Origin of the sequence: Burkholderia metallica (assembly GCF_001718555.1) — a bacterium.
GTDB classification, from domain to species: Bacteria; Pseudomonadota; Gammaproteobacteria; order Burkholderiales; family Burkholderiaceae; genus Burkholderia; species Burkholderia metallica.
This window is the reverse complement of the sequence record NZ_CP013403.1, coordinates 280072-303061: the sequence shown is the minus strand read 5'-3', so window position 1 is coordinate 303061 and position 22990 is coordinate 280072. Positions and strand designations below refer to the sequence as shown.

General features: G+C 67.2%; 22 protein-coding genes. 10 read left to right on the top strand and 12 right to left on the bottom strand.

Annotated features, from left to right (window positions below; all coding sequences use genetic code 11):
• Nucleotides 1-34: 34 nt before the first annotated feature.
• Nucleotides 35-379 carry a cupin domain-containing protein gene (locus tag WJ16_RS21210; protein ID WP_069259064.1) on the bottom strand — a complete coding sequence of 115 codons (345 nt, stop codon included), beginning with the start codon at nt 377-379 and terminating at the stop codon, nt 35-37.
• Between the two features lie 198 nt (nt 380-577).
• Here WJ16_RS21210 and WJ16_RS21205 point away from each other — a divergent pair, with 198 nt between their 5' ends.
• The 3 genes from WJ16_RS21205 to WJ16_RS21195 all read left to right on the top strand — a co-directional run bounded on the left by WJ16_RS21205 (nt 578) and on the right by WJ16_RS21195 (nt 4113).
• Entirely contained in the window at nt 578-1462 is an 885-nt protein-coding gene (locus WJ16_RS21205) for a helix-turn-helix transcriptional regulator (protein WP_069259063.1), read from the top strand.
• A gap of 196 nt (nt 1463-1658) precedes the next feature.
• Complete coding sequence (gene speB / locus WJ16_RS21200; protein ID WP_069259062.1) at nt 1659-2609, top strand: agmatinase; 951 nt, start codon at nt 1659-1661, stop codon at nt 2607-2609.
• 22 nt (nt 2610-2631) lie between these two features.
• Nucleotides 2632-4113 carry an aldehyde dehydrogenase family protein gene (locus tag WJ16_RS21195; protein ID WP_069259061.1) on the top strand — a complete coding sequence of 494 codons (1482 nt, stop codon included), beginning with the start codon at nt 2632-2634 and terminating at the stop codon, nt 4111-4113.
• A gap of 134 nt (nt 4114-4247) precedes the next feature.
• Here WJ16_RS21195 and WJ16_RS21190 read toward each other — a convergent pair whose 3' ends face one another.
• On the bottom strand, nt 4248-5132 hold the full coding sequence (locus WJ16_RS21190) for a patatin-like phospholipase family protein (RefSeq protein ID WP_069259060.1): 885 nt from the start codon (nt 5130-5132) through the stop codon (nt 4248-4250).
• Nucleotides 5133-5484: 352 nt separating this feature from the next.
• On the opposite strand from WJ16_RS21190, the gene WJ16_RS21185 reads away from it, so the two are divergent.
• Nucleotides 5485-6831 carry a DUF2325 domain-containing protein gene (locus WJ16_RS21185; RefSeq protein WP_069259059.1) on the top strand — a complete coding sequence of 449 codons (1347 nt, stop codon included), beginning with the start codon at nt 5485-5487 and terminating at the stop codon, nt 6829-6831.
• A 112-nt stretch (nt 6832-6943) separates the two neighbouring features.
• On the opposite strand, the gene WJ16_RS21180 is transcribed toward WJ16_RS21185, so the two are convergent.
• The 4 genes from WJ16_RS21180 to WJ16_RS21165 form a co-directional block, all read right to left on the bottom strand.
• Nucleotides 6944-7267 carry a winged helix-turn-helix domain-containing protein gene (locus WJ16_RS21180; RefSeq protein ID WP_069259058.1) on the bottom strand — a complete coding sequence of 108 codons (324 nt, stop codon included), beginning with the start codon at nt 7265-7267 and terminating at the stop codon, nt 6944-6946.
• A gap of 111 nt (nt 7268-7378) precedes the next feature.
• Complete coding sequence (locus tag WJ16_RS21175; RefSeq protein ID WP_069259057.1) at nt 7379-7870, bottom strand: molybdopterin-dependent oxidoreductase; 492 nt, start codon at nt 7868-7870, stop codon at nt 7379-7381.
• Nucleotides 7871-8011: 141 nt separating this feature from the next.
• Nucleotides 8012-8779, bottom strand: a complete 768-nt coding sequence (locus tag WJ16_RS21170; RefSeq protein WP_069259056.1) for a DeoR/GlpR family DNA-binding transcription regulator — start codon at nt 8777-8779, stop codon at nt 8012-8014.
• A gap of 43 nt (nt 8780-8822) precedes the next feature.
• A complete protein-coding gene (locus WJ16_RS21165; protein WP_069259055.1) occupies nt 8823-9503 on the bottom strand; it encodes an MgtC/SapB family protein in 681 nt (226 codons plus the stop codon).
• Between the two features lie 266 nt (nt 9504-9769).
• Between WJ16_RS21165 and WJ16_RS21160 the strand changes: the two genes are divergently transcribed.
• The 4 genes from WJ16_RS21160 to WJ16_RS21145 all read left to right on the top strand — a co-directional run bounded on the left by WJ16_RS21160 (nt 9770) and on the right by WJ16_RS21145 (nt 14219).
• Nucleotides 9770-10714 carry a choline ABC transporter substrate-binding protein gene (locus WJ16_RS21160; protein ID WP_157126841.1) on the top strand — a complete coding sequence of 315 codons (945 nt, stop codon included), beginning with the start codon at nt 9770-9772 and terminating at the stop codon, nt 10712-10714.
• A gap of 23 nt (nt 10715-10737) precedes the next feature.
• Nucleotides 10738-11418, top strand: coding sequence for an HAD family hydrolase (locus WJ16_RS21155; protein ID WP_069259054.1), 681 nt, complete (start codon nt 10738-10740; stop codon nt 11416-11418).
• A 168-nt stretch (nt 11419-11586) separates the two neighbouring features.
• Nucleotides 11587-11724: a hypothetical protein gene (locus WJ16_RS35635; protein ID WP_226239565.1), complete on the top strand. Its 138-nt coding sequence runs from the start codon at nt 11587-11589 to the stop codon at nt 11722-11724.
• A gap of 44 nt (nt 11725-11768) precedes the next feature.
• Entirely contained in the window at nt 11769-14219 is a 2451-nt protein-coding gene (locus WJ16_RS21145) for a phosphocholine-specific phospholipase C (RefSeq protein ID WP_069259052.1), read from the top strand.
• Between the two features lie 206 nt (nt 14220-14425).
• Here the strand turns inward: WJ16_RS21145 and WJ16_RS21140 are convergent, their stop codons facing one another.
• Nucleotides 14426-15589, bottom strand: coding sequence for a porin (locus WJ16_RS21140; RefSeq protein ID WP_069261066.1), 1164 nt, complete (start codon nt 15587-15589; stop codon nt 14426-14428).
• Between the two features lie 725 nt (nt 15590-16314).
• On the opposite strand from WJ16_RS21140, the gene WJ16_RS35865 reads away from it, so the two are divergent.
• On the top strand, nt 16315-16905 hold the full coding sequence (locus tag WJ16_RS35865) for a GNAT family N-acetyltransferase (protein WP_069259051.1): 591 nt from the start codon (nt 16315-16317) through the stop codon (nt 16903-16905).
• Nucleotides 16906-16938: 33 nt separating this feature from the next.
• Here the strand turns inward: WJ16_RS35865 and tam are convergent, their stop codons facing one another.
• Nucleotides 16939-17724, bottom strand: coding sequence for a trans-aconitate 2-methyltransferase (tam, locus tag WJ16_RS21130; RefSeq protein WP_069259050.1), 786 nt, complete (start codon nt 17722-17724; stop codon nt 16939-16941).
• Nucleotides 17725-17861: 137 nt separating this feature from the next.
• Between tam and WJ16_RS21125 the strand changes: the two genes are divergently transcribed.
• On the top strand, nt 17862-18758 hold the full coding sequence (locus WJ16_RS21125; protein WP_069259049.1) for a LysR family transcriptional regulator: 897 nt from the start codon (nt 17862-17864) through the stop codon (nt 18756-18758).
• Nucleotides 18759-19024: 266 nt separating this feature from the next.
• Here the strand turns inward: WJ16_RS21125 and WJ16_RS21120 are convergent, their stop codons facing one another.
• The 4 genes from WJ16_RS21120 to WJ16_RS21105 all read right to left on the bottom strand — a co-directional run bounded on the left by WJ16_RS21120 (nt 19025) and on the right by WJ16_RS21105 (nt 22506).
• Nucleotides 19025-19459: a GNAT family N-acetyltransferase gene (locus WJ16_RS21120; RefSeq protein WP_069259048.1), complete on the bottom strand. Its 435-nt coding sequence runs from the start codon at nt 19457-19459 to the stop codon at nt 19025-19027.
• 92 nt (nt 19460-19551) lie between these two features.
• Nucleotides 19552-20391, bottom strand: a complete 840-nt coding sequence (locus tag WJ16_RS21115) for an ABC transporter permease subunit (RefSeq protein ID WP_069257757.1) — start codon at nt 20389-20391, stop codon at nt 19552-19554.
• The gene (locus tag WJ16_RS21110; protein WP_069261065.1) at nt 20388-21374 is read right to left on the bottom strand and encodes an ABC transporter permease subunit; all 987 of its coding nucleotides are present in this window, start codon (nt 21372-21374) and stop codon (nt 20388-20390) included. The genes WJ16_RS21115 and WJ16_RS21110 overlap by 4 nt, the downstream gene beginning before the upstream one ends.
• A 10-nt stretch (nt 21375-21384) precedes the next feature.
• Complete coding sequence (locus tag WJ16_RS21105; protein WP_069259047.1) at nt 21385-22506, bottom strand: ABC transporter ATP-binding protein; 1122 nt, start codon at nt 22504-22506, stop codon at nt 21385-21387.
• Between the last annotated feature and the right edge of the window lie 484 nt (nt 22507-22990).

Here is a 22990-nt window from a genome sequence, read left to right as displayed (position 1 = left end):
ACGGACGACGACACCGCGGCGGCGGCTTCCGACATCACGACTTCTCGAGCAGCACGTAGAACTTCTTCGCGTCCTCGATCGTCTCCCAGCGGCCCGCGAAGCCGGCCGGCAGCAGGTAGCCCTGGCCCGGCACGAATTCCTTGCGGTTGCCTTCGACGTCGGTCAGCGCGATCCGGCCCTCGACGAGCCACACCGCTTCGTCGGCCGCGGTTTCCGGAAACTCCACCGAGCCGACCTTGCCTTCCCACCAGCCGATGAGGTAGCTGCCGCTCTTGCCTTCCGCTGCGCGCCAGTCGCTCTCGTCCATGCCGAAGTCGAGCTTCGTGAATTCGCCGATGCCTGCGCCGAGCGGCAGGATGTCCTTGATCAGTTTGGTCATCTGAATCTTTCGTCTCTTGAATGAAAAAAGCAGAGACAAAGTTACTCATTTACACTGCCCCGGTATGCCCCCCTCCGGGGGGGACAAGCGGTGTTTTCCGGGGCGAACGGATCGACAGGACACCCGACGGTGTTTCCCCCTAATGACGTCTGCGCCGCCGAACGCTACAATCGCGCCGCCTTTCACCCGGGGAACCGCATGCTGCTCAACGTGAACCCCTTCCACCGCGACAACGACCGCTTCAACGTATCGTTCAAGGCGCTGGGCGAGCTGATCGAGACGGTCGGCACGCCGCACTTCGTGCCGCGCCTCACGCAACTGCTCAACGAAGTGGTGCCGCTCGACGTCGCGCACGTCGAACGCTCGCGCGTCGACGGCTCGATGCCCACCGGCTATCGCTGCGAATGGATCGGCAGCAGCGGCATCGATACCGAATCCACCGAAATCTCCGACGTGATGACGCTCTACTACGAGCGCTTTCTCGACAGCGACCCGCTGTTCGCGGGGCTGCGCGGCAAGACGGGCACGATGCTCGTCGTGCGCGACATCGCGGCGATCCCGCCCGGCGAATTCCGCCAGCGGCTGTTCGACGACGTGCGGATCGGCCACGAATGCGTGCTCGCGCGCGGCACGCGCTATTCGCAGCATTCGATCGCGCTGGAGCGCGGCCGCGACCGGCCGCCGTTCACGCTCGACGAGATGAACCGCTTTCGCAGCATCAGCGACGTGCTGTTCCCGCTGCTCGAACTGCACGCGTCGACCACCGCCGTGCGGCGCATCGCGCACCCGACGCCCGACGTCCATCCGCTCGCGCAGTTCGACGCGCGCATCGCGGCCGACCGCGTGAAGCTGTCGAAGCGCGAATACGAAACCTGCAAGCACCTGCTGTCCGGCAAGACCGTGCCGGAGACGGCCGAAATCCTCGGCGTGCGCGTCGCGTCGGCCGAGTCGTACGTGAAGCGCGCGTTCGCGAAGCTCGGCGTGCGCACGAAGCGCGAACTCGCCGCGTGGGGATCGGCTGCCGCCGCGCGCCCTTTCTCCGGCCCGCACGACGGCGGCGCGCCGCCGGCCTTCCCGCGCTGATCGGTCCTCGCCGATACGGCCCTGAGTCGCGGCCCTGAGTCGCGGCGCGGCCGCGATCGGTGGCGCCGCGGTCGATGCAGCGGCGCCGTTCGCATTGAGCGTCGTCGATGTAAACGTTGCGACTTCAGGATCTTCGCGCGCGGGTTCTCCTCTACCATCGGCCGATCGCTTGACCTCAAAACAAGGAGACGGCCCCATGCCCCGCGAATTCAATCAGCCGATGGGCGGCAACGAGATGCCGCGCTTCGGCGGCATCGCCACGATGATGCGGCTGCCGCAAGCCGCGACGACCGACGGCCTCGACGTGTGCTTCGTCGGCGTACCGCTCGATCTCGGCACGTCGAACCGCTCGGGTTCGCGCTTCGGCCCGCGCCAGATCCGTACCGAATCCGTGCTGCTGCGCCCGTACAACATGGCCACGCGCGCGGCCCCGTTCGATTCGCTGCAGGTCGCCGACATCGGCGACGTCGCGACCAACCCGTACGACCTGAAGGATTCGGTGCGCCGTATCGAAGAGGCGTACGACGAGATCGTCGCGAACGGCTGCCGGCCGATCACGCTCGGCGGCGACCATACGATCGCATGGCCGATCCTGCGCGCGCTGCACCGGAAATACGGCAAGGTCGCCGTCGTGCACGTCGATGCGCACGCGGACGTGAACGACACGATGTTCGGCGAGAAGATCGCGCACGGCACGCCGTTTCGCCGCGCGGTGGAAGACGGGCTGCTTCAATGCGACAAGGTCACGCAGATCGGCCTGCGCGGCACCGGCTACCACGCGGACGATTTCGACTGGTGCCGCCAGCAGGGCTTCACCGTCGTGCAGGCCGAGGAATGCTGGAACAGGTCGCTCGCGCCGCTGATGGCGCAGGTGCGCGAACGCGTGGGCGACACGCCGGTCTACCTGAGCTTCGACATCGACGGCCTCGATCCGTCGTTCGCGCCCGGCACCGGCACGCCGGAAATCGGCGGCCTCACCGTGCAGCAGGGCCTGGAAATCGTGCGCGGCATGAAAGGCCTGAACCTCGTCGGCGCGGATCTCGTCGAAGTCGCGCCGCCGTACGACCCGACCGGCACCACCGCGCTCACCGGCGCGAACCTCGCGTTCGAGATGCTCTGCGTGATGCCGGGCGTCGCCTACCGCTAACCCGATCGACAGGATGCCCTTCATGTCCACCGCCGAGCTTTCCCGTTCCCCCGCCACCTTCGTGCTGCCCGCGGCGCACATCGCCGGCCGGCCCGTGCACGCGCCGGCCGACGCGCCCGGCGCGCCGATCTTCGACGCATCGACCGGCGCGGCGATCGGCTGGCAGGCATTCGCGACGGCCGCGCACGTCGACGCCGCGGTGCGCGCCGCGCGCGACGCATTCGCCGGCTGGCGCGACACGCCGCCCGTCGAACGCGGCCGCATCCTCGCGCTGATCGCGGCGCGCGTCGAGGCGTCGCGCGAGCGTCTTGCCGCGCTGCAGATGCAGGTGAGCGGCAAGCCGCCGTTCGAGGCCGACGCCGATGTCGGCGACGTCGTCGCGACTTTCACGTATTACGCCGCGCTGTGCGAAGAGCCGGCGCTGTTCGCGGCCGAGCCGGTCGCGCTGCCGAGCGACGCCGTCACGGCCGAGCGCTTTTACGACGCCGTCGGCGTCGCCGCGCTCGTGATGCCGTGGAATTTTCCGATGGTCACGACCGCGTGGAAACTCGCGCCCGCGCTCGCGGCCGGCTGCGCGGTCGTGCTGAAGCCGTCCGAGCTCACGTCGCCCGCCGAGCACGCGCTGCTCGACCTCGTCGCCGAAGCCGGCGTGCCGGCCGGCGTCGTCAACGTCGTGAACGGCGGCGCCGACGTCGGGGCGGCGCTGACCGCGCATCCGCTGATCGACAAGATCTCGTTTACCGGCAGCACGGCCGCCGGCCGCAAGGTGATGCAGACGGCCGCCGTCGACATGAAACGCGTGACGCTCGAACTCGGCGGCAAGTCGTCGCTGATCGTGCGCGACGACGCCGATCTCGACGTCGCGGTGTCGCTCGCGGTCGCGGGTGCCTTCACGAACGCGGGCCAGATGTGCTCGGCCACCGCGCGCATCCTCGTGCACGACAGCGTGTACCGCCGCTTCATGGCCGCGTTCGAGACGGCCGTGCGTGCGCTCGTCGTCGCACCGCCCGCCGCGGAACAGGTCGCGATGGGGCCGCTGATCTCGGCCGCGCAGCGTGCCCGCGTCGAGGCGATGCTCCAGCACGGCATCGATGCGGGCGCACGCGTCGCGTTCAGCGGCCGGGTCGCGGATACGGGCGGTGCGGGCTTCTTCATGGCGCCCGTCGTGATCGCCGAGCCGGCGGCCGACAACCCGCTGTGGACCGACGAAGTGTTCGGCCCCGTCGCGTGCGTGAAGTCGTTCCGCACCGACGACGAAGCGATCGCGCTCGCGAACGACACGCGCTACGGGCTCGTCGCGACCGTCGTCACGCGCGATGCGGCCGCCGCGAAGCAGTTCCGCCAGCGCGTGCGCGCGGGGCTCGTGTGGATCAACGCGCCGCAGCTCATCTATCCGCACGTGTGCTGGGGCGGCTTCGGGCTCAGCGGAATCGGCCGCGAACTCGGTGTCGCGGGGCTGCGCAGCTATCAGGAACTGCGTCACGCGATGTACGCGATCGACTGACCAGTGCGGCCGTTCAGGCCGTTGGCGGCACCGTGTCTCGCGGCACGGTGCCGTTTTTTTCGCTTCATGGATTTCCGGAGCGCGGCCCGACAACCGGCGTTCGTCGGTCATGCGTCCGCAGGCGCGCGCCACCCTCAATGCGACAGCGCCGCGGCATGATCGTGCTCGCGCAGCGGGCCGGGAATCTCACACGCCGCGAGCCCGCCCTCGCCGATCCACGCGCGCGTGCGTTCCGCGGCCTTGTCGATCAGTTGCGCGCATTGCGAGTAGTCATAGGACGACACCTCGAGCGGGCAGAGCGGCGGCACGACATGGATTTGCGCGCGGGCCCCGTACAGCTCCAGATCGCGCACCAGTTGCCGTGCAATCACGAGCGTCAGCGCGTGCGTCGCATGCGCGATCGCACTGCGCGGCGGCACCCGCAACGCGCACGCGAACCCGGCCGGCAGCACGACGATCCGCTTGACGCCGAGCGCAATCGCCACGGAGATCGGCGTATTGTTCGCGACGCCGCCGTCGACGAGATCCACGCCGCCGATGCTGACCGACGGAAACACGCCGGGAATCGCCGCGCTCGCCAGCACGGCATCCACGACCGGGCCGGCGGACAGCACGACTTCGTCGCCGGTCAGCACGTCGGTCGCGACGATATGAAGCGGCAACGCCGCCTGCTCGATTCGCCGGTACGGCAGGTTTCTTTCGAGCAGCAGGCGCAGCGCGTCGGCCTCGACCAGATGCGGCCGGTTGCGCAGCAGCATCGCGAGGAGGCTGCGCATCGAGAACGGCATGACGTCTTGGCGGCGGATCCGGCACCACAGCGCTTCAAGCATCGCGACGCCATCCGCGTCCGGCCGTCCGGCGAAATAGGCGGCATTGATCGCGCCCGCCGACGCACCGATCACGCAATCGGGCCGTTCGCCGCTCGCGACCAGCTCGCGGAGCATGCCGACCTCGATCGCGCCAAGACTGCCGCCGCCGGCGAACACGAAGGCGGTCGAGGAAGTGGAATCGGAAGCCACGGTGTTGCCCTCCTGCGGTTGGCGGTGACGGTGCTTTCGCCATGATGGATCGTGCGGCGCCGCGGATGTCCTGATGAAAACCCTGCCGGCACACGGTCCCGGCCGGCCGACGATGCGCACCGCGGTGCCCGATTAACCCGACAGAGCGCTTTCGGGGAGCGTCATGTCATTCATGCCCCTTTTTCGGTGCGCATGACCCGTCGGCCGCTCCGGCCGTTCAGCAACGATCCGGCCGCGCCGCGCGACCCAACTGCGTGATTCCTCCGGAATTTCACCCGTTATATTCCGTGGTATATTTCGCAAATCTTTCGCGCATCCGTCTCCGGCCCGCGCTTGCCGGACAGAGGTCAACATGCACGCTCCGCCCTTTCGCCTCGCCCGCACGGTGGATCTTTCGTCGCCGAACGGTCATCTGCCCGCGGCAACCGGCACGCGGATCGACGCATGCTGCGCGCCGTCGCGCGCGCAACTGGCCGAGCTGAAGCGCCGCACGCGCCTGTCCGAACTCGACGCCACCCTGCACTGCTCGATCATCGGCACCTGCCTGACCACGCACGAACTGCGCAAGCTCGTGCCGAAGTTCGCCGACGTCGATCGCCAGCATGCAACCGACCTCGACATCCATCACGCGGCCGTCGAACTCGCGATCGACGGCACGGCCGGCGCGAAGGCATTGCACAAGGCGCTCGACGAACGCTACGCGGGCGCGATCCGCGCATTCGACAGCGCGAAGGATGCCGATGAACTCCTCGCACGCTGGAAGGACGCGCTCAAGCGCGGCGACATTCCGCCCGCGTACTGGGCGCTGATGACGCATCCGCGCGCGACGATGAGCGTGCGCCAGACCGCGTTCGGCGACCTGCACATGCTGTCGCACCTGGTCGGTGCGGCCAATCGCGCCGATATCCGGCGGCTGGTCGCGCTGGAGGAGGAGAATGCCGCGCTGCTCGCGAAGCTCGAACGGCAGCAGGCGCGCCTGCACGAAATGAGCATGCAGCGCGACGCGGCGTTGCACGAACGCGATGCCCTCGCCACGCGCGTGAACGCGCAGCCGCTGGCGGCGGAAAACGTGTTGCGCGACGAAGTGCATGCACTGCGTGAAGCGCTGGCCGCGCGCGATGAACGGCTCGCGCTGCACACGAGCCGCCGCGAGGCGGCCGAACAGCGGATCGCCGCGGAACAGGCGAGCGCCCGCGCGATGCGCGCGCGGCTCGACGAACTGATGGCGATGGTGAAGACGTTGCGCGCCGAAGCGAGCGCGATCGAACTGGCGGTGCAGGCGTCTGCGGACGATCCGGCCGAACGCGCGGACGATCCGCCGTCGATCCTTCAGGGCATGCGCGTGGTGTACGTCGGCGGGCGCCCGGGCTCGAACCGCGCGATCAAGCGGATCGTCGAAGCGGCGGGCGGCGACGTGACGCTGCACGACGGCGGCATCGAGGATCGCAAGGGCCTGCTGGCCGCGGCGCTGCCGGGCGCGCACATGGTCGTGTTTCCGGTCGACTGTATCGACCACGATTCGATGAACCTGCTCAAGCGCATCTGCGAGCGCCAGCACGTCGCGTACTACCCGCTGCGCACGGCCAGCGTCGCCAGCTTCGCCGAACTGATCGGTCGGCTCGATGCGCAGACGCGCGACGGGATCGCGCCGGATGCCGCCACGGGCGACACGCCGCGCTTCTGCCTGCGGCACGGATAGGGGCGGATTCGCTTCGCCGCGTTCGTCATGCGCGGCTCTTCATTGCAGCGGGGCCGGTGACAGCCCGTCGTCAGCGTGAACGGGTGCCGGGCCAGCGTTCGTGCGGCGCGCGTCAGCGCCGCACCATTTTCGTGAGCGCGGCGATTTCGTCGGCACACGCCGCGTAGGCCCGTTCCTCGATCCCGCGATAGAGCCGGATGATCTCCTCGCCGACCGGCGTGAGCACGCTGCCGCCGCCGCTCTGCCCGCCATGCTCGGACACCGTCGCGGGCGACTTCAGCGAGCGGTTCAGCTCGTCCATCAGCAACCATGCCCGCCGGTACGACATGTTCAGGCTGCGCGCGGCCGCCGAAATCGAACCGTGCTCGCGCACGGCCTCGAGCAGCGCGACCTTGCCCGGGCCGAGCGCGATCGTGTCGGCCTGCTGGATACGCATCCTGAACCGCACCTCTGGCTTGGGGTGTGCCGATGTCTTCATGGTGTCCTGCCCTGTAAGCGATGCGGGCAAGCATACACGATGGCCGACGCGGCGCACGCCGGCCGCGGCTCACACCGCGAGCATGCGCGCGACGATGCCGGCCAGCCGCTTCACGTGGCGCGGTGCGGGCAGGCGGTCGGCGCCCGAGAACAGCAGCGGCGCGCCGTCGTCGATCGACAGCGGCGCATCGCCGCATTCGAACGCGACGATCACATGGTCGCCGACAGGCGTGTTGAACAGTTCATGCCACGAAAACGTGACCGAATAGCCGTCGTGCGCATGCGCGATGAACACCATGCGCTTGAAGTCGCCCGGCGCGTCGTTGCGCAGCCCGGCTGCGTCGAGCAGGTCGTTCAGCCGGGCGCCGCGATACGGCGCGACCGAGCGGATGAAGCGGTTCGTCGTGAAGCAGCGCAGGTCGAACGGCTCGGCCGTCGCGCTCGCGTGCCCGCGCAGGTCGTCGAGCGTCACCGTCATCGGCCGCTCGAAGGCGCCCGTCAGCGCGATCGAACCCGCTGCCGCCTGATGCGCCGAAGGCGCCGCCGTTCCTGCCATGTCCATCACCCGTCTCCATGACGGCCCGCCAATGGGCGCGCCTGCGTTGTATCGACGCATATATTACGCCGCAAAAAAGCCGGCCGGCAGCATACGTGCCGCATGGGCGGCATAACGGCGGCCGATCGTGCGCCGCACGACGCGGCGCTACGACAGCACGATGTTCCTGACGACTTTCTTCAGGCTCTTGAAGCTGTCGACCGATTCCGCCTTCGAGTCCGTCACCAGTGCGCCGATCCGCGCCGGCTCGCAGAAGCTGATCCGGCTGTTCGTGCCGAGCTTGCTGAAATCGGCGAGGATCGCGACGTCCGCCGCGTTGCTCACCATCGCCCGCGCCACCTCGGTTTCCATCCGGTCGTAGTTGGTCGCGCCGCGCACCGCGTCGACGCCCACCGGCGACAGCAGCGCGAGGTCGGCGCGATAGCGGAAGATTTCCGCGACCGTGCCGTCGCCGACGGTCGCGGCCGCGCGGCTGCCGATCATCCCGCCGAGCAGGATCGTTTCGTTCTTCGTCTGCCCGGGGTCGCCCGAGCGCATCTTCAGCGCGACGTCGATCGAGTTCGTGACGATCGTGAGGCCCGACAGCTTCGCCAGTTCCTCGGCCAGCAGCGTCGTGGTCGTGCCCGCGTCGATGAACAGCGTCTGTGAGCCCGTGACGAGCCGCGCCGCCGCGCGGGCGATCGCCAGCTTCGCCTTCACGTGCGTCTGCGCGCGCTCGGCGATCGGCGCTTCGTCGCCCACCTGCACGGCGCCGCCGTGGACACGCTTCAGTTCGCCGAGCGCTTCGAGGTCGACGAGATCGCGGCGCACGGTTTCCCGCGACACGTTCAGCTCGGCCATGATCCGGTCGGTGGAAACGCGCTGCATCTTCGATAACAGAAGCCGGATCCTCTGGTATCGCTCTTCTTGCCACATGGAATGTCCTCGGAATGAACGTCAATGTTATGCGAACGGCGAACTACGCAGCGCTCTCCTCCATCTTTTTGATCCCCACGAGGGTCTGCAGGGATTGACGGACCGCCTGGACCTCGCTGCTCGTCATCTTCGAAAACACCACGTGGATGCGGTCGTCGTCCGGCTCGGCGTCGTCCTGTTCGATGACGAACTGGACGATGCGCGCGTGGTCGATGCCGGGCATCGCCTGCAGCGACGTCAGCTTCACCGCGCCCCGGCTCGCGAGGATGCGCACGCCCCAGCGCTGCCGCGCGGCGAAAAAGCGCTTCTCGATCGGCTTCAGGCCGGCCAGGATCGCGAGCACGATCGCCGTCGCGGCGATCGCGGCCACGTACATGCCGCCGCCCACGGCCAGCCCGACCGCCGCCACGACCCACAGGCTCGCGGCGGTCGTCAGGCCGCGGATGATCTCGCCGCGCAGCATGATCGAACCGGCGCCGAGGAAGCCGATGCCCGACACGACCTGCGCGGCGACGCGCGACGGGTCCAGCGACACGTTCTTCGCGTTCTGGATATCGGCGAAACCGAACGCCGACACGACCATCACGAGCGCGGCGCCCACGGCCACCAGCATGTGCGTGCGCAATCCGGCCGCCCACGACAGGCGTTCGCGCTCGATGCCGACGATGCTGCCGAGCAATGCCGCCAGCAACAGGCGAGACACGATTTCCAGCTGACTGATCATTTGCGTTTTCCTTGCGTTGCGTTGTCGATTCGATGGTGCGCGGCCGCCCGCGCCGCCGCCCGATTGCTCGCGCCTTCGCCCGCCCGTCGCCCGCGCGGCAACCGGCAGGTTGTATTTTTGTGCGATCTTGCGATTTTGTGCGTTCTAATATACGGTACGCAAAACGACAAAGCCAGACCCAGGTTCGCTTGTTTCATCCGCTCGGCACGCTCAATCGTCAGACCATTCAGGCAACACGATCCGGAACACTTGCTTAGGAGACCAACATGATGAAAAACGCATGGATGCTGGCTGCAACCCTGCTGACAGCGCTGGCCACGGCGCCCGCTCACGCGTCGGACGGCGACGTCTGCAAGAAGGTGACGCTCGGCGATGTCGGCTGGAGCGACATCGCGGCCACCACCGGCGTCGCGATGATGCTGCTGGATGGTCTCGGCTATGAGGCGACCAAGACGATCGCGTCGCCGCCGATCGTGCTGGCCGGCGTGAAGAAGGCGCAGATCGACGCGTTCCTCGGCTACTGGGACCCGAGCATGACGCCCACGGTGAAGCCGTTCGTCGATGCCGGCGCCGTCCATCAGTTGCCGCAGCCGAACCTGGTCGGCGCGCGCTACACGCTGGCCGTGCCGCAGTACGCGTCGGACAAGGGCCTCAAGAGCTTCGCCGACATCGCCCGATTCCGCGACCAGCTCGACGGCAAGATCTACGGGATCGGCGCCGGCAACAACGGCAATGCGCTGATCCAGCGGATGATCGACAGGAACGAGTTCGGGCTCAGCGGCTTCAAGCTGGTCGAATCGAGCGAGGCCGGGATGCTCGTGCAGGTCACGCGCGCCGTGCAGGAGCACCGGATGATCGTGTTCCTCGCGTGGGAGCCGCATCCGATGAACCTCGACTACAAGATCACCTATCTCGACGGCGGCGACAGCGTGTTCGGGCCGAACTACGGCTCGGCGAAGGTCTATACGCTCGTCACGCCCGGATACCTCGAACGCTGCCCGAACGTCGGCCGGCTGCTGACCAACCTGAAATTCACGACCGACGAAGAGAACCAGCTGATGGTGCCGATCATGAATCACGCCGATCCCGTCGCCGTCGCGAAGGAATGGGTGAAGAAGCACCCCGGCGTGCTGTCGAAGTGGCTCGACGGCGTCACGACCCTCGACGGCAGGAGCGCGAAGGACGCGATCGGGAAACTCGTCGGCGCATGAGCACGCACCCCAAGGAATCCCCCATGTACCCGAATCTCGCGCTGTTCGACCTCGACCACACGCTGCTGCCGCTCGACAGCGACCAGGCGTGGAGCCGCTTCATCACGCGGGTCGGGTGGCGGGAAGACGACGCGCACGTGGCGCTGATCGACGAGCACTACGGCCACTATGCGGCCGGCACGCTCGACATGGACGCGTATCTCGCCGTGACGCTCGCGCCGCTCGCCCGCTATCCGCGCAACGTGCTCGAGCGCTGGCATGCACAGTTCATGGACGAAGTGATCCGCCCGGCGATCACGCAGCCGGCGCGCGACCTGGTCGACCGGCATCGCGAGAACGGCGATCTCTGCTGCATCGTGACGGCCACCAACGTGTTCGTCACCGGGCCGATCGCGGCCGAATTCGGCATCGATCACCTGCTCGGTATCGAGCTCGATACCGACGACGGCACGCCGGACGGTGCGTTCACCGGACGCAGCACGGGCGTGCCGAGCTTCCGCGAAGGGAAGATCGTGCGCACGACCGCGTGGCTCGCGTCGCTCGGCTACGCCCCGTCCGATTTCGAACGCACCTACTTCTACAGCGATTCGATCAACGACGTGCCGCTGCTCGACTACGTCACGCATCCGGTCGCCACCAATCCCGACGCGAAACTTTTGCAGGTGGCGGGTACGCGCGGGTGGCCTGTCATGAAGTTGTTCTGATTCGGGCGATATTCTCTGCTGTCCATTTTCATGTCTGGAGGGGTAATGAAATACGGAGCACGCAGCAATCATTCCAATCATTCAGGAATCCGACTCGAATCGGATAGAAAGCCAATCGTCAGTCCGCGCCGGTCGGAAAGCCGCTTTCCGCACTGTCGCGGCGTTTTCATGATCGCGCTCCTGTGCACGCTGGCCGCTTGCGGCGACGGCGATTCGGGCACCCCGGCCAGCGTGGCGGCCGCGCGCGCAGCCGCACCGGGTTCGGCGTCCACGCCCGTCCTGCACTGCGCGAGCGCGTGCCACTGACCGACGCAGGCCGCGAGGCCCGCCATCCAAGACAGAGAGCGATCATGCAAAACAAACCCACGACACGACGTCAATTCATTGCCGATGCGTTGAAGCTCGCCGGCGCCACCGCGATCACGGGCATGCTGCCCGAAAGCATCGCGCGCGCGCAGGCCATTCCGGCGGCCACCGTGACCGGCACGATCCAGGACGTGAAGCACGTGGTAATCCTGATGCAGGAGAACCGTTCGTTCGACCACTACCTCGGCACGCTGGGCGGCACGCGCGGCTTCGGCGATCCGCGGCCCGTCGTGATTTCGAGCGGGTATCCGGTGTGGCGCCAGCCGTGGCTCATGTCCTACGTGTTCCCGTTCAACCCGTCCCCGCCCTCCGGCACCGCGAACGGCGACACCTACTACGGCGACCTCCCTCACGACTGGGGCACCACGCACAGCGCGTGGAACAACGGCCGCTACGACAACTGGACCAGCGCGAAGACGAGCGGCACGATGTACTACTTCACGCAGAACGACATTCCGTTCTACTACGCGCTGGCGAGCGCATTCACGGTGTGCGACGCGTACCACTGCTCGATGCTCGGCCCGACCGATCCGAACCGCCTGTATCTGTGGACCGGATGCTGCGGCAACGTCGCCGGCTATTCGCCGTACACGACGAACACGATGACGGGCACCGGCTGGACCACGATGCCGGAGCGCCTGAACACGGCCGGCGTCACGTGGAAGTTCTACCAGGACAAGGGCAACGGCCTCGACGCCGGCCACGGCTATGGCGAATACAACGGCTCCAGCAGCGATCTCTGGTGGAACGGCAACTACGGCGACAACGTCATCCTGAACTTCAGGCAATACCAGAACCTCGGCGCAACCGATCCGCTCGCGCCGGCGCTCAACGGCACGCAGATCGATCCGACGGGCGGCGGCAAGGAATACGACACGAACCTCTTCAGCCAGTTGCGGGCCGACGTCGCGAACGGCACGCTGCCGCAGGTGTCGTGGATCGCCGCGCCCTACGCGTACTGCGAACATCCGTCGTGGACCGCGAGCGGCGGCGAATGGTACGTGAGCAACGTCCTCAATGCGCTGACGTCGAATCCGGCGGTATGGGCCAGCACGGTGCTGCTCGTGATGTACGACGAGAACGACGGCCTGTTCGATCACGTGCCGCCGGCCGTGCCGCCGAGCGCGTCCGCCGGCACCGGCCAGTCGACCGTCTCGACGGCCGCCGAATTCGTCGCGAGCGGCGGCGCCGCATCGGACGGCTCGGCCAGCGGCGACGTGCCGATCGGGCTCGGCCCGCGCGTGCCGATGTTCGTGATCTCGCCGTGGTCGAAAGGCGGCAAGGTCAACTCGCAGGTCTTCGATCACACGTCGGTGATCCGCTTTCTGGAGGCGCGCTTCGGGCTGCAGGAAACCAACATCACGCCGTGGCGGCGCACGGTGTGCGGCGACCTGACGTCGGCGTTCGATTTCTCGAACGCCGACCAGACCGTGCCCGCGATCCAGCCGCCCGCGAGCAACATGAATCCGAACGGCCCGGCCGTGCTGATCCCGTACCCGACCACCACCGCGGTGCCGGCGCAGACGGCCGGCCGCCGCACTGCCTGCCGCCTGCCCTACGAGTTCTTCGTGCAAGGCAAGGTCAACCGCGCCGGTCGCACGCTGTCGCTGACGATGACCAACACCGGCACCGCGGGCGTGCACCTGCAGGCATGGGTCGACGGCACGAGCACGATCCCCCGGCATTACACGATCGCGGCCGGCGCGAACCGGTGCGCGACGCTGTCGGATTCGCTCGCGCTGAATGCCGACGGCGGCTACGACTATTCGGTCTACGGCCCGAACGGCTTCCTGCAGACGTTGCGCGGCAGCATCGGATCGTCCGGCAACACGGGTTCCAGTGCGGAAATCAGCCTCTGCTACGACGTGGCGAACGGCAACGTGCAGATCACGCTCGACAACTCCGCCGGGGCCGCCGCGACGACGTTCCAGCTCACCGACAACGCCTACGGGATGAACACGAAGCAGTCGGTCACCGTGGCCGCCGGCGCGACGCAGGCCGTCACATGGTACGGCGACGGCGGCTGGTACGACGCCAGCATCCGCGACGCGAACGATCCGAACTTCCTGCGCCGGGTAGCCGGCTGCGTGCAGCCGCAATCCGGCGCGCTGCTGACGGATTCGGCGATCGGCAACACCGGCAAGCAGTTCGTCGCGGCGCTCGCGGCGCAGGGGTCAACGTTCGGCACGCTGCGGTTCGATTACGTCGCGCCGCCGTGGAGCCACAGCCCGAAGAACTGGGTGGGCATCTTCGCGCATGGCGCGCAGCCGACCAAGGGCAGCTACAAGTCGTGGGCGTACCTGCCGAAGAGCACCGGCTCGCTGCTGTTCTCGTCCACGGCCAACACGACGCTGGCGTCCGGGCAATACGATGCGTGGTACCTGTTCGACGACGGCTACACGCCGCTCGCGGGCCCTGTCACGATCACGATCTGACCGCAGGGCCGACCGTGCCGGCCGCCCGCACGGGGCCGGCTCGCATTCGGGCGCGATGTACCGCGTCGCGCCCGAATGCTTCTTCCGTCGCGCGGCGCGCCAGACGAGCAGAGCCTCGCGAGCAAAACGCTTTCCGGCCGCGCTTCGTCGCACGACACAGTAAAACGGGCGCTCCCATGGGAGCGCCCGCTCGCGTGCAGGGTCGATCAGAACTTGTGGCGCAAGCCGATCCGCGTGACGAACTGCGTGTTCGCGCCCGCGTTGCCGATGAACGACCCCGACGAGCCGATCTCGGCCTGCACCGGCGTCGCACGGCCGTTGATCGTGTTGCTGCCCGACGCCTTCTGGTAGGCCGCGCTCACGTACACGTCGGTGCGCTTCGACAGCGCGTAGTCGACCGCGGCGTTGACCTGGTGCCACTTGCCGTCGAAGCGGCCGTCGAGCTTCGAGAACGTATAGCCGAGGCCACCGCTCAGCGCCGGCGTAAACGCATAGCGGCCACCGATTTCGTAGTTGTTCAGTTTCGACGTTTCGCCCGACAGCGGCACGAACTTCGTGTGCGTCCAGTTCGCCCACACGAGCGCCGCCGCGATCGCATAGCGTGCGCCTACGCCGACCGTCTCGAGATCGCGCAGCCCTTGCGTGTTGACGTTCGCGATGCTCACGCCGAACGCGGGCGTCGCGCCGTTCGGAAAGCGGATGTTCGTGTACGCGGCGCCGATGCCGAACGGTCCCTGCGCGTAGTTCGCGCCGAAGCTGTACGCGCTCGACGAACCCTGCGAACCGGTCGCGCCGGTCGTGGTCGGCGTGCCCGCGAACTGCGTCGAGTTCGAGAAGCCGTACATTGCGCCGAACGTGAGGCCCGCGAAGTTCGCGCTCTGGAATTTCACCGCATTGTTGATGCGGCTCGACGTCAGCTGGTCGAGATCGTTGATGTGATACGCGTAGTTGCCGGCCGGCGTCTGGCTGCCCATCGAGTAGTTCGCGCCGATGTAGTCGGTCGAGAACGAATACTGGCGGCCGAACGTCAGCGAGCCGATCCCGTTCTTCGACAGGCCGACGAACGCCTGCCGGCCGAAAATCGCGCCGCCCTGGCCAATCGAGCCGTCGCCGCTGCCGAAGCCGTTTTCCAGCACGAACAGCGCCTTCAGCCCGCCGCCGAGATCCTCGGTGCCGCGGATGCCCCAGCGGCTGCCCGACGCGACGCCATCGCCGTACTTGACGAGCTTGCCGTGGCCGCCCGACGTCGCGACCTTGTTCGAATACGTGATACCCGCATCGATCAACCCGTACAGCGTGACACTGCTTTGCGCATGCGCGACGGCGCCGAACGTCCCGAGTGCGGCCGCGGCCACGATGGTCTTTTTCATGTTCACTTCCTTTTGTTGTTGACGCGCGCGACTGCGTCGCAGCATGACGCGCGGCGTGTTGACGAAGAACCGACGGATGAACGAGCGCAAGCCACCGGAATCGCCGCGCGCGCATGGGCGTCATGCGCGTGCACGATGTTTCGTTTCGATGCCTGGGTGGGCTTGCTGAAGCGGCATGCCGCGGGGCGGCCGCTCGTGTTGCAGCGTCGTGAAGCATGCGCACCGGTTGCGCATGCCGCGACGACGCGTTGCTCCGGCGATGCAGGTCAGACTCTCTTCCGGCTTTCGTGGAGCGAGTGGACGACGCGGCGCCTGACGGCGCCGCGTCTTCGATATATTTTTCGAAATATATCGAGTCGTCACGAAACGGTAAACAACTATTCGGGTTCCTGTCGCCTTTCATCCACATGCAGCCGATGGCCATCCGGATCGACGACACGCCGCACGACAGCCGGCATCGCACCGAAATCCAGCATAATCGGGCGGTTGAACGAGCGCCTCGGCCGGCGCATACGCGCCGCACACGTTTGCGCGGCCGGCCGGCTCGTGGCTTGCCCGCGTTTCACCGTCACGGAAGCCGCCGGTCTGTGCCGGCTTCGTGCGCGGCGAATCGTGCGCTCACAAAAAAACGAAACAGAAACACACTCGATACGACGCACGCCACGACAGCGGCGACGCGCATCGCAAACCACCACGCCACCTCGCAGCCGACAGGACACCGACACATGGACCGAGCCGAGCACATCAGCATCGAACAGACGAGCGGGTTGCCCGCCGACGAACTGGACCGATGCGACTTCTCGTTCGACATCGCCTGGGAATTGAATGCGCCGTATCAGGACTTGCTCGATCTGCGCGCACTGCCGGCGCGCCGCAAGCAATACGGTTTTGATCCGGCCGGCTGGGCGGACGAGGCGACCGGCCAGACGGCGCTCTTTCGCGCGACGGCCGGCGGCACGCTCGCCGGGTTCGTGGCCATCGGCCAAAGCTGGAACGGGATGGCCGAGATCGCGGAACTGGCCGTTGACCGCCATTACCGGCGGCAAGGCATCGCGCTGTTGCTGCTCGCGGCCGCCGAATCGTGGGCGCGCAGCCACGGCTTCGGCTTCATGCGGCTGGAAACGCAGTCGAACAACGTCGCCGCGTGCAGCACGTATGCCCGCTCGGGCTTCGTGCTCGGCGGGCACGATCGCCTGCTGTATGCGGACGACGAGAACGACGGCGAAGTGGCGCTGTTCTGGTACAAGGACCTGCGCGACGGGCAGACCGCACGCATCCGCACGGTCGACCCGGAATCGATGCGGCCGCCGCGCTGACGCACGGCGGCCCGCGCGTCGGTCATTGCCGCGTCACGTGCGCGTCGCGACGATGAACAGGCGCGGGAACGGCAGCAGCACGGTGCCGTCGGCGAGTGCCGGATAGCCGCCCGGGCCCGCGATCGCGTCGCGATAGCGCGCGAGAAACGCCGCGCGCTCGTCGTCGTCGAGCGCCGCGAGGAACGGTCGCAGCGCGCTGCCCTTGAACCATTCGACGACCGCGTCGGCCCCGCCGCGCAGCGGGTGGTAGTAGGTCGTGCGCCACACGTCCACGCGCGAGCACAGCGGCGACAGGAGCGCGTGGTAGTACCGCGCGTCGAACCGCTCGGTGCGCGCCGCGCCGCCCAGCTTGCCCGCCCACGGGCCGGCCGCGGCGACTTCACGCATCAGCCGGTGCGCGGGTTCGTCGAGGTTGTCGGGCATCTGCACCGCGAGATGGCCGCCCGGCGCGAGCCGGCCGACGAGCGCCGGAAACAGCGTGTCGTGCGCGGGCACCCATTGCAGCACCGCATTCGCGAGAATCAGGTCGTACCCGCCCGGGTCGTCCCACGCGGAAATGTCCACGACGTCGAAACGCAGGTCCGGCAGACGCTTGCGCGCGGCGTCGATCATGTCCGCCGACGCATCGATGCCGTGGACCGTCGCGTCCGGCGCACGCGCGAGCAGCGCTTGCGTCGAATTGCCGGGCCCGCAGCCGATGTCGATCGCGGTACGGATCGGCGTGTTCGGCACGGCGGCCAGCAGATCGCGGATCGGCCGCGTGCGTTCGTCCTCGAATTGCACGTACTGGGCCGCGTATCGATCGAGTGGGGTCGTCATGTCGTTTCTCCTGGTCGGCGTGAACGGCCCGCCCTGCTCCCCGCGCGGGATGCCGGCAGCCGTCGATGCACCGCATTCTGCGATCGTCGCGAAGTTCAGTAAAATGAATTTAATATCGTGATTGATTCATAATTCTGATGAAAATCGATACGCTCGGTGTCCAGGCTTTCGTCGCCATCGCCGACGGCGGCAGCTTCCGGCAGGCGGCCGATACGCTGCACGTCACGCAGACGGCCATCACGCAGCGGCTGCGCAAGCTCGAAACCTTTCTCGGCGTCGCGCTCGTCGAGCGCACCACACGCCGCACCACCCTCACCGAAATCGGCCGGCGGTTCCTGCCGCAAGCGCGCCGGCTGCTGAACGAGCTGTCCGACGCGCTCACCGAAATCCGCGAAACCGGCCTGAGCCAGCGCGGCGACGTCACGATCGCGTGCGTGCCGACGGTCGGCGTGCAATACCTGCCCCGTATCCTGCGCGCGTTCTCCGCGCACCGGCCGCACGATCGCGTGAAGATTCTCGACCACGCGTCGGCGTCGGTGCTGCAGGCCGTGCTGCATCGCGAGGCCGAGTTCGGCATCGGCATCGCCGGCGATCAGCATCCCGAACTGGTCAACGTGCCGCTGACGAGCGATCCGTACGTGCTGGCGTGCCGCGACGATCATCCGCTCGCGAAGCGACGCCGCATTCGCTGGGCGGCCCTGCAGCCGCATGCGCTGATCTTCGCCGGCGAAGTGAGCGGCAATCGCGGGCTGCTCGACGGCGCGCTGAAGACGGGCGGCGTGTCGCCGCATTCGTTCTACGAGGTGCAGCGCAGCTCGACGGCGCTCGGGCTCGTCGCGGAAGGGCTCGGCGCGGCCGTGGTGCCGAGGCTCGCGATCCAGAAGAATGCGTATCCGATGATCCGCACGATCGAGCTCGTCGAGCCGGCAGTGTCCCGCACGCTCGTGCTCGTCACGCGCAAGAGCGCGCAATTGTCGCCGGCCGCCCGCGCGCTGTACGATATGATCGTCGAACAGGCGACACCCTCTCGATAGGTCGGTTCCGTGTCGTGAGCGCAGTGCGCAACGACTGCAAGCGCAAGATCGCGGACCGTCGATGTCATTCCGAAACCGGGCGATGTCGTACGGCTAGGACCCGTTCCCGTCGGCAGGATTGACGCGCGTGTCGGTCGGGCTCGAACCTCCGGACGCCCCGTCGTACGCGCCTGAGCATTGCCGATTCGGCATGCGTGCGTGTCCAGATACCGGCGTTCGCACTGCGCGATCATGCTCGCCGCGCGACGCGAACCGGTCGAACCCGCTCAAAGCACCTTCACCATGAACACGCGCGACGCCCCTTCCGGCTCGCACGGCACTTCCCCGAACGCTTCGTAGCCCTGCTTCCGGTAAAACTCCGGCGCCTGGAACGAGATCGTGTAGAGCACCGCACGCGCGCATCCGCGCCGTTTCGCTTCCGCTTCGGCCTCGCTCAGCAGCCGGCTGCCGAATCCGCCGCCGCGCAGCGATTCGGGCAGGTAGAACAGGTCGATGAAGAAAAGGCCGAGCGACGTACGCCCGGTCAGGCCGCCGACGATCTCGCCGGTCGCGGAGTCGGTGACGTACACGTCGAGCGTGGCCGCATCGGCGCGCCCCGTCATCGCGTGATTGAATTCGCCGAGCTTGCGGCTGATGAAGTCGCGTGCGCCCGGCTGCTCGCGGTCGGTGAGCTGGATCGAAACGTCGGGTTGCGTGGTCATGGGGCGACGGCAAACGGGAAGAAGGAATGCCCGGGGCGGGCGTCGCACCACTATAGCGTGTCGCCCCGATCGCCGTACGGGTGCGCCCGCCGTCACGCCACCGCGAACGCCGCCTTCATGTCGGCGATGCGGCGCCGCTCGCGCATGATCATCATCCGGTTCACGACGATCACGCCGATCGTCACCGCCGTGATGAACAGCGTCGCCAGCGCGTTCATCTCCGGGTTCAGCCCCAGCCGCACGCGCGAGAACACCACCAGCGGCAGCGTCGTCGAGCCCGGCCCCGACAGGAACGCCGACAGCACCAGATCGTCGATCGACAGCGTGAACGACAGCAGCCATCCCGACAGCAGCGCCTGCGAGATCAGCGGCAGCGTCACCACGAAGAACACCTTCAGCGGCGTCGCGCCCAGATCCAGCGCCGCCTCCTCCAGCGACTTGTTCATCTCCTTCACCCGCGACTGCACGATGATCGCCACGTACGACACGCACAGCATCACGTGACCGATCCAGATCGTCACCATCCCGCGCCCCTTCGGCCAGCCGAACATCTGCTCCAGCGCAACGAACAGCAGCAGCAGCGAGATGCCCTGGATCACCTCCGGAATCACCAGCGGCGCGTTGATCATCCCCGTGTACAGCGTGAAGCCCTTGAAGCGGCCGAAGCGCGCGAGCACGAAGCCCGCCCAAGTGCCGATCACGACCGACGCGGTGGCCGTCATCAGCCCGATCTTCAACGACAGCCACGCGGCGTTCAGCAGCTCGTCGTCGTCCAGTAGCGCCGCGTACCACTTCAGCGAGAAGCCCGACCACACCGTCACCAGCTTCGACTCGTTGAACGAGTACACGACCAGGCTGATGATCGGGATGTACAGGAACAGGAAGCCGAAGGCGAGGACGCCCGTCGACAGCGGTTTGCTCGGCTTGATCATTTCGCATCCTCCAGTTCCTTGACCTGGTAGTACTGGAACAGCGCCATCGGCACCAGCAGCAGCATCACCATCGCGACCGTCACCGCGGACGCCATCGGCCAGTCCATGTTGTTGAAGAATTCATCCCACATCACGCGCCCGATCATCAGCGTGTCGGCACCGCCCAGCAGTTCCGGAATCACGTACTCGCCCACCGCCGGAATGAACACCAGCAGGCTGCCGGCGATGATCCCGTTCTTCGACAGCGGCAGCGTGATCCGCGTGAACGCGACCCACGGCTTCGCGCCCAGGTCGTACGCAGCTTCGAGCAGCGTCAGGTCCATCTTCACCAGGTGCGCGTACAGCGGCATCACCATGAACGGCAGGTACGAATAGACCATCCCGATGTAGACGCCCGCGTCGCTGTGGTACAGGCGCAGCGGCGTGTGGATGATGCCCAGCGCGATCAGCGTGTGGTTCAGCAGCCCGTCGTCCTTCAGGATGCCGATCCATGCGTACACGCGGATCAGGAACGACGTCCAGAACGGCAGCATCACGGCCATCATCAGCACGTTGCGGCGGTTCGGCTCCGAGCGCGCGATGTAGTACGCCATCGGATAGCCGATCAGCAGGCACAGCACCGTCGACACCGCGGCCATCTTCAGCGAGCTGAGGTAGGTCGCGATGTACAGGTCGTCCTGCAGCAGGAACGCGTAGTGCGACAGCTGCAGCGCGAAGTGCACGACGCCGTCCTTGAACTCGACGAGCGACGTGTACGGCGGGATGCCCATCACCTGGTCGGCGAAGCTGATCTTCAGCACCAGCACGAACGGCAGCGCGAAGAACACGGCGAGCCACAGGAACGGCACGCCGATCGCGACGCTGCGGCCCGACGGCAACAAGAGCGACAGCGCGGCGAAGCGGCCCGGGCGGGCGCGGCCGGCGCCGGCGCCCGCGGCGCTCGTCGACACAGGCGCGGAAGGCGTGGAAGCGGAGGTTTTCATCATCGCGTCCTCACTGCGTCAGCACGACGCCGCTGGCCGGCGACCACGACACGAACACGTCGTCGTTCCACGCCGGCGCACCGTCGTTCATCAGCTGCGAGCTCGACAGGTTCGACACGACCGTCTTCCCGCTCGGCAGGCGCACGTGGTACAGCGAGTAGCTGCCCATGTACGCGATGTCGGTGACGACGCCGCGCGCCCAGTTGTGTTTCGAGCCCGGCTTCTCGCGCGACACGTGAATGCGCTCCGGGCGCACCGAGATGCCGACCGGCATCCCGAGCGGGCCGGTCACGCCGTGGCTCACGTACATGCGCGCCTCTAGGTCGTCGCTCTCGACGAAGATGTGATCGGGTTCGTCCTCGACCACGCGCCCTTCGAACAGGTTGGTCGAGCCGATGAATTCGGCCGAGAAGCGGCTGTTCGGGTATTCGTAGACTTCGCCGGGCGAGCCGATCTGCACGATCTTGCCTTCGCTCATCACCGCGAGGCGGCTGGCCATCGTCATCGCCTCTTCCTGGTCGTGCGTGACCATCACGCAGGTCACGTCGACCTTCTCGATGATGTTCACGAGTTCGAGCTGGGTCTTCTGGCGGATCTTCTTGTCGAGCGCGGACATCGGCTCGTCGAGCAGCAGCAGTTTCGGGCGCTTGACCAGCGAACGCGCGAGCGCGACGCGCTGCTGCTGGCCGCCGGACAATTGATGCGGCTTGCGCTTCGCGTACTTGCTCATCTGCACGAGCGCGAGCGCGTCGGCCACGCGTTCCTTGATCTCGTTCTTCGGCGTGCCTTCCTGCTTCAGGCCGAACGCGACGTTCGATTCGACCGACATGTGCGGGAACAGCGCGTACGACTGGAACATCATGTTCACCGGGCGGCGGTAAGGCGGCAGCGACGCGAGGTCCTCGCCGTCGACGAAGATCTTGCCGGAGGTGGCGGTTTCGAGGCCGGCGAGCATGCGCAGGAGCGTCGACTTGCCGCAGCCGGAGCTGCCGAGCAGCGCGAACAGTTCGTTCTTCGCGATCGTCAGGTTCACGTTGTCGACGGCCGTGCTGTCGCCGAATTTCTTCACGACGTTTTCGATGCGCACGAAGGCGTCGTTCGGCTTGAGCGTATCCGTCGCCGGACGATGCATCGCATCAGGTGTACTGAATGAATCCCGTTTCATGATGGTCCGTTTTAAGCAGTAAGCGAATCTCAGGCGTCAGGCGCGATCGGTCGGCGATCGCAGTGCCGGCGCAGAGGGATCGAGCGATTCCTCGTCCGGAACGAATGGCGCAACGAAACAGGTGTGAGGCACCGCGCGTCGATCGGCAAAGATCAGGCGCAACGTGTCGGGGTCGCCGCGCCGGCTGTCATGCAGACTTCATCGGTTTTCATCGGGCTTTCCGCACGTTTTCGTCGTCTCCAGTGCGAATTTTTAAACCCGTCAAAAACCTTTTGGATCGCGGATTTCCGTTCCGGACATTGAACGGGATCGATGTTTGGGAGACCGGAAAGCCGGGCGCCGCATACCGGCGCGGGCGCCCGGCGGCACGGTGCGCCGCCGGGCGAAACGGAGGGTGGGGAAAACGAGCAGCCGGGCGGCTGCCGTGCGCGGCCGGGGCGCCGCGCAGGTC

Bases quoted from the DNA above. Each gene is read 5' to 3' on its own strand.
- WJ16_RS21210 (WP_069259064.1), bottom strand. From the start codon at position 379: ATGACCAAACTGATCAAGGACATCCTGCCGCTCGGCGCAGGCATCGGC.
- WJ16_RS21205 (WP_069259063.1), top strand. From the start codon at position 578: ATGCTGCTCAACGTGAACCCCTTCCACCGCGACAACGACCGCTTCAAC.
- speB (WP_069259062.1), top strand. From the start codon at position 1,659: ATGCCCCGCGAATTCAATCAGCCGATGGGCGGCAACGAGATGCCGCGC.
- WJ16_RS21195 (WP_069259061.1), top strand. From the start codon at position 2,632: ATGTCCACCGCCGAGCTTTCCCGTTCCCCCGCCACCTTCGTGCTGCCC.
- WJ16_RS21185 (WP_069259059.1), top strand. From the start codon at position 5,485: ATGCACGCTCCGCCCTTTCGCCTCGCCCGCACGGTGGATCTTTCGTCG.
- WJ16_RS21180 (WP_069259058.1), bottom strand. From the start codon at position 7,267: ATGCGTATCCAGCAGGCCGACACGATCGCGCTCGGCCCGGGCAAGGTC.
- WJ16_RS21175 (WP_069259057.1), bottom strand. From the start codon at position 7,870: ATGGACATGGCAGGAACGGCGGCGCCTTCGGCGCATCAGGCGGCAGCG.
- WJ16_RS21170 (WP_069259056.1), bottom strand. From the start codon at position 8,779: ATGTGGCAAGAAGAGCGATACCAGAGGATCCGGCTTCTGTTATCGAAG.
- WJ16_RS21165 (WP_069259055.1), bottom strand. From the start codon at position 9,503: ATGATCAGTCAGCTGGAAATCGTGTCTCGCCTGTTGCTGGCGGCATTG.
- WJ16_RS21160 (WP_157126841.1), top strand. From the start codon at position 9,770: ATGATGAAAAACGCATGGATGCTGGCTGCAACCCTGCTGACAGCGCTG.
- WJ16_RS21155 (WP_069259054.1), top strand. From the start codon at position 10,738: ATGTACCCGAATCTCGCGCTGTTCGACCTCGACCACACGCTGCTGCCG.
- WJ16_RS35635 (WP_226239565.1), top strand. From the start codon at position 11,587: ATGATCGCGCTCCTGTGCACGCTGGCCGCTTGCGGCGACGGCGATTCG.
- WJ16_RS21145 (WP_069259052.1), top strand. From the start codon at position 11,769: ATGCAAAACAAACCCACGACACGACGTCAATTCATTGCCGATGCGTTG.
- WJ16_RS21140 (WP_069261066.1), bottom strand. From the start codon at position 15,589: ATGAAAAAGACCATCGTGGCCGCGGCCGCACTCGGGACGTTCGGCGCC.
- WJ16_RS35865 (WP_069259051.1), top strand. From the start codon at position 16,315: ATGGACCGAGCCGAGCACATCAGCATCGAACAGACGAGCGGGTTGCCC.
- tam (WP_069259050.1), bottom strand. From the start codon at position 17,724: ATGACGACCCCACTCGATCGATACGCGGCCCAGTACGTGCAATTCGAG.
- WJ16_RS21125 (WP_069259049.1), top strand. From the start codon at position 17,862: ATGAAAATCGATACGCTCGGTGTCCAGGCTTTCGTCGCCATCGCCGAC.
- WJ16_RS21120 (WP_069259048.1), bottom strand. From the start codon at position 19,459: ATGACCACGCAACCCGACGTTTCGATCCAGCTCACCGACCGCGAGCAG.
- WJ16_RS21115 (WP_069257757.1), bottom strand. From the start codon at position 20,391: ATGATCAAGCCGAGCAAACCGCTGTCGACGGGCGTCCTCGCCTTCGGC.
- WJ16_RS21110 (WP_069261065.1), bottom strand. From the start codon at position 21,374: ATGAAAACCTCCGCTTCCACGCCTTCCGCGCCTGTGTCGACGAGCGCC.
- WJ16_RS21105 (WP_069259047.1), bottom strand. From the start codon at position 22,506: ATGCATCGTCCGGCGACGGATACGCTCAAGCCGAACGACGCCTTCGTG.